General features: G+C 64.2%; 6 protein-coding genes and 1 pseudogene. All 7 read right to left on the bottom strand.

Translation table 11 applies throughout. The features are described 5' to 3' along the window. Positions 1-294: 294 nt before the first annotated feature. Positions 295-1,371, bottom strand: a complete 1,077-nt coding sequence (locus tag H5T65_13125; protein ID MBC7260171.1) for an inositol-3-phosphate synthase — start codon at positions 1,369-1,371, stop codon at positions 295-297. 595 nt (positions 1,372-1,966) lie between these two features. Beyond that, complete coding sequence (gene ssnA, locus H5T65_13120) at positions 1,967-3,316, bottom strand: putative aminohydrolase SsnA (protein ID MBC7260170.1); 1,350 nt, start codon at positions 3,314-3,316, stop codon at positions 1,967-1,969. A gap of 51 nt (positions 3,317-3,367) precedes the next feature. Beyond that, entirely contained in the window at positions 3,368-4,816 is a 1,449-nt protein-coding gene (locus H5T65_13115) for a YfcC family protein (GenBank protein MBC7260169.1), read from the bottom strand. Between the two features lie 435 nt (positions 4,817-5,251). Next, complete coding sequence (locus H5T65_13110) at positions 5,252-5,494, bottom strand: YgiT-type zinc finger protein (protein ID MBC7260168.1); 243 nt, start codon at positions 5,492-5,494, stop codon at positions 5,252-5,254. Next, positions 5,491-5,805, bottom strand: a pseudogene (locus H5T65_13105) (DUF4258 domain-containing protein). Before H5T65_13105 ends, H5T65_13110 begins: the two are co-directional and overlap by 4 nt. Before the next feature lie 89 nt (positions 5,806-5,894). Next, positions 5,895-7,001 carry an Ldh family oxidoreductase gene (locus H5T65_13100; GenBank protein MBC7260167.1) on the bottom strand — a complete coding sequence of 369 codons (1,107 nt, stop codon included), beginning with the start codon at positions 6,999-7,001 and terminating at the stop codon, positions 5,895-5,897. A 249-nt stretch (positions 7,002-7,250) separates the two neighbouring features. Further along, a partial coding sequence (locus H5T65_13095; GenBank protein MBC7260166.1) for a DNA methyltransferase occupies positions 7,251-8,097 on the bottom strand: 847 nt, incomplete at its 5' end.

Raw genomic sequence — 8,097 nt, 5'->3', positions numbered from 1 at the left:
TCAGTCCGTGGCATGATGTCTCCTTTCGCCTTGTGTGGGGTTGTGGGGGACATCATGCCACATTATTTGCTTTCTGAAAAGATCCCCTCCCCCTGCCTGTCCGCCCCTGAACCGCTGGCGGAGAGGGGGAACGAGGGGGTGAGGTCAGCACGCCCGCGCGGGGCTGAACCCCCGCGCGGAACGAACCAAGCCCCTTCAGGGCTGGGCCAGCCCGCAGGGCTTCGCCCCTCCAGCCCGATGCTTCAGCGTCGGGCTAACACGCGCCGAGCCAGGGTGAGGGACACCGCTTGGCGCCTAGGCTTCCTGCCCTCGGATGAAGGCTTCTACCATGGCGCGGGCTTCGTCGTCGCGGTACTGCACCGGCGGGGACTTCATGAAGTAGGCCGACGGCCCGACCAGCGCGCCCTTGAGGCCCCGATCCAGAGCGATCTTGGCGCATCGGACCGCGTCAATCACCACGCCCGCAGAATTCGGAGAGTCCCACACCTCCAGTTTGAGTTCCAGGTTCAGCGGCACGTTGCCGAACGTGGTCCCCTCCATGCGGATGTAGCAGAACTTGCGGTCGGCCAGCCAGGGGACGTAATCGCTGGGGCCCACGTGCACATCTTCCGGCGGCAGGTTGAAGTCTAACTGGCTGGTTACGGCGTTGGTCTTGGAGATTTTCTTGGACTCCAGGCGCTCGCGCTCCAGCATGTTGAGAAAGTCGGTGTTGCCGCCGAAGTTGAGTTGGTAGGTGCGGTCCAGGCGCACGCCGCGGTCGCCGAACAGGCGGGTGAGCACGCGATGCACGATGGTGGCGCCCACCTGCGACTTGATGTCGTCGCCGATGATGGGCAGGCCGCGCTCCTCAAATCGCTTCTGCCAGTAGCCCTCGCGGGCGATGAACACGGGGACGCAGTTCACGAACGCGCAGCCGGCGTCCAGAATCTGCTCCACGTACCACTTGGTGGCCATCTCGCTGCCAACCGGCAGGTAACTTACCACCACATCGGTGTGCGTGTCGCGCAGGATGCCCACAATGTCGTCGGTGGAGCCGGGAGCCTTGCGGATGACCTGGGACAGGTAGCGGCCCAGGCCGTCGTGGGTCATCCCTCGGTGGACGGGCACGCCCAGGTGGGGGACATCGGCGAACTTGTAGGTGTTATTGGGCTTGGTGAAGATGGCCTCGGACAGGTCTTTGCCGACCTTGTTGGCGTCAATGTCAAAGGCGGCGCTGAACTCAATGTCGCCGACGTGATAGTCGCCCAGGCGGACGTGCATCAGGCCGGGCACCGTGTCATCCTCGGCGGCGTTCTTGTAGAACTCCACGCCCTGCACGAGCGACGATGCGCAGTTCCCCACGCCGATGATGGCGACGCGCACTTTTCCCATGACAGGCCTCCTCGTTGTCTCGCGACGTAGATTTGCAATGCACAATGCTATGCACAAAGCATTGCACATTGCATTCGCAGAGTCTACTCTTCTAGAAGGGCGCTGTCAAATCGCGGGAAGCAGCCAGAGTGGGCCGCGAAATGAGAACGGTTGCAGGGAACGTATTTCGGGCGGTCTCTCGGGTTCTCTCCGAGTTTCTCGCGCTTTCGCATTCGCGCATAGCCACGAGGGTTACCCCCCGCATCCCCCTGGCCCCCTTCTCGCCCTGCCTGCGGGGCGAGAAGGGGAAACGGGCGTGTGCCGTTCCCTCGCTCGCCAGCAGAGGGCTAGGGTGAGGGATGCCTCCCCCGCGCGTTGGGCACGTTTGGATCGCGAAAGACACGAAAGGGCGCGAAAGCCGCCGCGCGGGGCTGAACCCCCGCGCTAAGGGCGCGAAGCCCCTTCGGGGCTAACGCCAGCCCGCAGGGCTTCGCTCTATCAGCCCGATGCCTCCGCGTCGGGCGGACGTGTGTCGTCCCCTCTCCCACTGGGAGAGGGCTAGGGTGAGGGGCGCGTGTCCTCGGCGGTGAAATGCCCTTTCCCCACGGCCGGCCAACTACACGCGCGTCCACGCCCGGGCCGCCAGTTCGCGCGAGCGGGCGGTGATGGCCTCCTCGTCCACCGTCAGGAGTTTGCGGTCGCGCATGAGCACCCGCCCCGCGCAGACCGTCGCCGTGATGGCCGACGCCTCCACGCCGAACAGCACATGCCACGGCAGGTTGCCCGCCGTGAGCGGCGTCGTGGGGTGATAGTCCACAAACACCAGGTCGGCGCTCGCGCCCACGCTCAACTCGCCCAGCGTCGTATCCGGCCAGAAGACGCGGGCCAGGCGGGCGTTGTCCGCGTAGGCGATGCGGAACACCAGGTCGCCCGGCATGGCGCGGGGGTCGCGCTGCGCGAGTTTGTGCACCAGGTAGGCCGTTTTCATCTCCGCGAACATCTGGTTGGAGAACCCATCGTTGCCCAGCGCCACGTTGACGCCGGCACGGAGCATCTTCTCCACCTGCGCGACGCCCACCGCGTTGTTCATGTTGGAACGCGGCTGATGCGTAACCCACGTGCCGGTCTCGGCCAGGGCGGCGATCTCGCCGTCGTCCACGTGGACGCAGTGGCAGGCGAGCGTCTTGGGGCCGAGGATGCCCGCGTCGCGCAGGCGGTGGACGACGCGCTTGCCCGACTTGCGCAGCGAGTCCTCCTGGTCGGCGATGTCCTCGGCCACGTGGACGTGGAAGCCCAGGCCCAAGTCACGGTTTGCGGCCACACAGTCGGCCAGCGTCTCGTCCGACAGCGTTAGCGAAGCGTGAAGCCCGAATGCCGCGGCCAGCAGCGGGTTAGGGCGTGCGCGCAACGACCTCGCAAAGCGGACGTTCTCGGCAATGCCCGCCTGGGCGCGGTCGGGGCCGTCGCGGTCGGTAACCTCGTAGCACAGGCTGACGCGGACGCCGGCCTGTTGCGCCGCCTCGGCGATGACATCCAGCGAGCCGTCAATGGCGTTGGGGCTGGCGTGATGGTCAATGAGTGTCGTCGTGCCGTGCTTGACGGCGTCCACCAGGCACACCAGCGCCGAGTAGCGCACGTCCTCCAGTGTCAGTGCCTTGTCCAGCCGCCACCACAGGCGCTCCAGAATCTGCGGGAAGTTTGCGGCGGGGTCGCCCGGGATCGCCATCCCGCGGGCGAAGGCCCCGTAGAAATGCGTGTGTGCGCAGATGGCGGCGGGCATCACGAGTTGGCCGCCCGCATCCCAGCGTTCGGCGTGCGGGAATCGCGCGGTCAGTTCAGCAGTGGAGCCGATGGCGGCGATGCGGTCGCCCTGGATGAGCAGCGCGCCGTCGTCTATCAGTTGCGGTTGCGCCCCCAGCGTCGCCACGCGGGCGCGGGTGATGAGCCATTCCGTTTGGGTAGACATGGTTGTGTTCGTCCCTCCTTTCATTCTCGTGAGGCGGCACGCCCGCGATGGCTAGAACGGCCCGTAGCCGATGGCCGTGCCGATGATCAGGAACGCCGCCGTCGCCAGAATTACCCAGACCCACAACCTCAGCGACCATCGCAGCCACTTGGCGTAGGTAACCGCCGTGAGGCCGAGCACGATGAGGAGCACCGGGTTGGTGGGATACATCAGGTTGGAGAAGCCGTCGCCGAAGCAGTAGGCCGTTACGGTCACCTGTCGGGTTACGCCGACGAGATCGGCCAGCGGGATGAGAATCGGCATCATCAGGAAGGCTTTGGCCGAACCGGATGCCACGAAAACTTCCATCACCAGCGCCAGCGCGTAGATAGCCAGCGCGGCCAGCGCAGGGCTGGTCTGGGTGAACGGGCGCGCGGCGTAGTGCAAGATGGTGTCCATCACCCCGCCGCTGACGACGATGTGCTTGATGCTCACGGCCATCAGGATGAGCACGATGCCCGGGGCGATGCCGCCGATGCCCTGGGCGAGGGCCTTCCATACCGCCCTCTTGTCCTCCTGCGCGATTAGCCCCGCGCCCACGCCGCCGACGAGGAACAGCAGGCCCACCAGCGGCAGAGCGAAATCCGACAGAGCGGGGACGAACGGCCCAGCCACCAGCGTCAGCACGATGAGAAGCACGCAGACGCCGAACCATGCGGTCGCCTTGCCCAGCCCGGGCGCGGCAGCGGAAAAGTCCACCCCCGAAGCAGCGAAGCGCGCGCGTTCGGCCTGGTCTTCGCGGTACACCAGCGACGCTTCGGGCTTGCGCTCCACCTTTCTGGCGTATCGCACGAGGAATACGGCCAGCAGCGCGTACAGGCACAGGAAGATGAGGACACGAAGCCATGCCCCCGAGAACAGCGGCAACTCGGCGATCTTCTGCGCGACGCCGATGGTGAATGGGTTGGTGATGGCCGCCGAGAACCCCATGTTGGTGGCCAGGATGCTCATGCCCAGGCCCACCAGCGAATCCCAGCCGAGGTAGAACGACAGGGCGAGCATCACGGGCACCAGCGGGACGACTTCCTCAAAGATGCCGAAGAAGGCGCCCAGCGCCATGAAGAAAAACGAGACGCTGACCAAGAGCAGATACTTGCGTCCGCCGGCCCACTGCACGATCTTGGCAATGCCTGCCCGCAAGATGCCGCTGGCATCCAGCACGGCGAACGCGCCGCCCACCATGAGGATGAACACGATGATCATGATGACGACGATGCTGCCCGGCGCCCACAGCACCTCTACGGGCGCGGTGAACCATCGCCAGATGGGGTAGTCGGGGCGCGCGGTGAACTGGAACGAATCGGGCACCAGCATTTCGCGCCCGGATTCCAGCGTCCGCTGGTACGCGCCCGCGGGCAGCACGCGGGTCAACACGCCCGCCGCCACCATCAGGATCAAGAGGATGACCACCGATTGCAGGAAGGCCCTTGTGCTGATTTGCGCGCCTGGCTTGGTTTCCATGCGTGTCGTCTCCTTCGCGTTGGTGTGCGGGGCTTCTATGCCCGCATTCTAGCCGAAGAAGCGCACGGAGGTCAAGTAGGGAGACAAGGGGATGGACATGAAAAAGATAGGTAACTGCAAACGGGGGACACAAGACTTGCGAAAGGCGCGACGGGCTACATAACTGCGAACGGATGCGAATGTGGGCTTGGCGTGTTCAGCGCAGGGTGCGCGCACGCCTTATCCAAAAAGGGTGAAGCAATCTCCGAGCGGGGTTGGGGGATGGCTTCTGGGGCTCCGCGCCTCACCATGATACCCTTCTGACCATTCGTGCAAGGTCGCGTTGCTGTGGATAGGGAAGCCGCGTGGGTTCGCGGTGATAATGTCCGTGGCCTGGAATGGCAGGCCAAGCGCGGGCATTCACAGACCTCAGGGCCTCATTCCACGACCTGGCCCCTACGAAACCCGAAAGGCTCGCCCCATCGGCTCAAAGTCTGCGACCTCCTGTCTCTCCAACTTCCGTCGGATCTGCTCAAATCGCCGCACGGTCTCCGCGTCGTAGAGCCGTTCGCCGCATCGCAGGCACACCTCTGCGCGCACCTTGACCACCGCCGTGTGCACGCCGCCCTTGAGTAATTTTTCTACCTCTTTTTCAATCAATTCGCCCCCGCAGACCGGACACCTGTCAAAGGGTTTCATTTCCCTCTCCTTGTTCGCCAGTTGATCCATCGCTCGGGATCAGGACGGTAGACCGTAACCAACACTGCCCATTTCGTATTCGGGTTGTATGCCCATACACTGTGCACTGGCTAGCCTCGGAAACTCTCCCCAAAGACCAGGCAACTTGGGTAGGGCTTACTGTTGGGATAGTCTTCAATGACCTCGCCCCGCAGCACGCTGAAGAAGATCTCCTCAAACGATAGACTATCCGCCTGGGCTTCTTCATCCGCATGGTCTGTGATGCGTATCCGTCCGGTGCGAATGCAGTCAATTATATCCGGAATGTCCATAGGTGTGCTTTCACTGTAAAGGCCTCCGCCAACCATTCTACCGGATCACCCGACGACCGTCAACGCGCGGCGAGAGCGGAGGCCCCGGCCTAAAAATACGCCTCGTAGCCGCGTATCTGCAACTCGTCGCGCATGATCTCCAACTCGCGCCGCAGGTTGGGATTCACGGGGACGCCCCGCTGCCGCACCACCTTCTCCATCTCCCATTCTTTCTCGCCCGCCACGTAGATGCGGTCGCGGCCAGGTTCCTTGCGCGAATTCTGCAGGTCGCGCATGATCTGGCCCGTGATGCGCCGCGACACCTCCAGCGGGATGAAATGCTCAATGTCAATCGCCAGGAAGAAATGCCCAACCATGTACGGGCGGCGCGAGCCGTCGGGGGCGTAGCCCAGGAGGTCGCGCAGGAAAGCCCCCTCGCTGAGCGACGCGCACAGCACTTCCACCATGGTGGCCAGGCCGTAGCCCTTGTGCCCGCCGTACATTTCGCCCTGGCCGCCCAGAGGCAGGAACGCCGCCAGGCCTTTGTCCAGGTCTTTCAGAATCTTGTGGGGGTCGGTGGCAGGCTTGCCCTCGGCGTCAATCAGCCACCCCTCGGGGACGGGCTTCTCGGCGCGGGCCAGCACCTCAATCTTGCCGCGCTGCGTGATGGGTGTCGCGCCGTCAAAGCAGAACGGGAACGGCATGTCCGACGGCGCGGCGAAGGCGATGGGGTTGGTCCCCAGCATCGGCTCGGTGCCGAAGGTGGGGGCGATGGCCGGGCGCGCGTTGGTAACCGTGAAGCCCATCATCCCCTCGGCGGCAGCCATGAGCGGATAGTAGCCCGCGATGCCGAAGTGCGTGCTGTTGCGCACGGCCACCGCGCCCAGGCCGTAGCGCCGGGCCTTGTCCATCGCCAGGCGCATGGCGCGGTAGGCGATGACATGGCCCATCCCGTGGTGGCCGTCCACCAGCGCCGTCGTTTCGGTCTCCTTGACGACTTCAAACTGCGTCTGCGTGCGCTGGACGCCCGCCTTGATGCGGTCGTAGTAGTACTTCAGCCGGCCCACGCCGTGCGATTCAATCCCGCGCAGGTCCGAGGCGATGAGCACATCGGTGCAGATGCGCGCCTCGTCGGGGGGCACGCCCAGCGCCTGGAACACGTCCATCATGAAACTCTCAATGACTTCCACGGGCATATACACAACATCATCGGCCATGTGCATTCTCCTCATAAGACGAAGATTTTTCGCGCGCTATTCTACCACGAGTTGGCTCCAAACTGAAACCGGCGCCCCGGCTAGGGGTCCGTCCCATCACGGCTATTCGCGTCGGTTCGCGGGCTGAGGGGGCCGGTTTTCACCGCCGAGGGCACCGAGGGCGCGGAGGATGATGGGTTTGTCCGCGAGGCCGCCTGTAGGGACGGCGCATGCGTCGTCCCTACGCGGTACGCCCCCGCACGCAGCGACCTAGGGCAAGACCGCGCTTTCCACCTGCGGGTAGATGTCGTCAATCTGCTGCTGGATGTCCATGGTGCGGGCAATGGCGGTGGCGATGTGGATATAGCGCACCGGGTCATCCAGACGACGGCCTTTGCGGTCTTTCAAGTATTTCGCCAGCACCTGGTAGCCGCCGATTTGGTATTCCCACATCTCGGGGGTGATGCCCTCAAAATACTTGTCGGCGTTGATGTACACGCGCTGGGTTTGGGCATCGTAACGCACCTTTTCTACCATGTCGCTGCCCTGGCCCTGGTATTTGACCAGCGGCGTGGCGAGGGCGGGGCTGCGCAGCAGGTGCAGATCCATCAGTTGGCGGCCCAGGGAGGCCATCTGGCGGAAGACGTCGGCGTCGGCGGTGAAGGGAACGCGCGGGAAGTCGGTGCGCAGTTCCTGGGCGTACTTCTGGCGGTAGGTGGGGCTGTAGAAGACGGCGTAGAGGTAGGCCAGCACCTCTTCCGGCGCGGGGGTGAAGCCGTAGGCGGCGCTCAGTTTGGGCAGCAGGTCTTCGGCCAGGTTGGGTCGGCGCTCCTGGTGGAACATGTCCGGCGTTTCAGGGGAGGGGTAGAGGTAGAGGGGGCATACTAAGGCAATACCCTTGGCGCTGGCAAAGACGCGATTGTCAACAATGTGAGACGTAATCAGGGCATGAGTGTAATCTTCATCAAGAGAGACCTGACGCATGACCAGTAGCCCCAAATTCTCCCCGGCCAGCATGTGGCGCATGACTTCGGGGCGGGGGCGCTCAATGACGGCTTCGTGGTAGAAGATGTAGCGCACATCGAACGGGCGGTACAGGAGGGGGTGGATTTTCTTG

The organism is Chloroflexota bacterium, assembly GCA_014360805.1.
Classification (GTDB): Bacteria; Chloroflexota; Anaerolineae; order DTLA01; family DTLA01; genus DTLA01.
Note: the sequence above shows the minus strand (reverse complement) of the source record. Positions and strands in the feature narration are given on the sequence as shown.

Excerpts from the sequence above, each read along its gene's own strand:
- H5T65_13125 (MBC7260171.1), bottom strand. The coding sequence starts at position 1,371 with ATGGGAAAAGTGCGCGTCGCCATCATCGGCGTGGGGAACTGCGCATCG.
- H5T65_13110 (MBC7260168.1), bottom strand. The coding sequence starts at position 5,494 with ATGAAACCCTTTGACAGGTGTCCGGTCTGCGGGGGCGAATTGATTGAA.
- H5T65_13100 (MBC7260167.1), bottom strand. The coding sequence starts at position 7,001 with ATGGCCGATGATGTTGTGTATATGCCCGTGGAAGTCATTGAGAGTTTC.
- ssnA (MBC7260170.1), bottom strand. The coding sequence starts at position 3,316 with ATGTCTACCCAAACGGAATGGCTCATCACCCGCGCCCGCGTGGCGACG.
- H5T65_13115 (MBC7260169.1), bottom strand. The coding sequence starts at position 4,816 with ATGGAAACCAAGCCAGGCGCGCAAATCAGCACAAGGGCCTTCCTGCAA.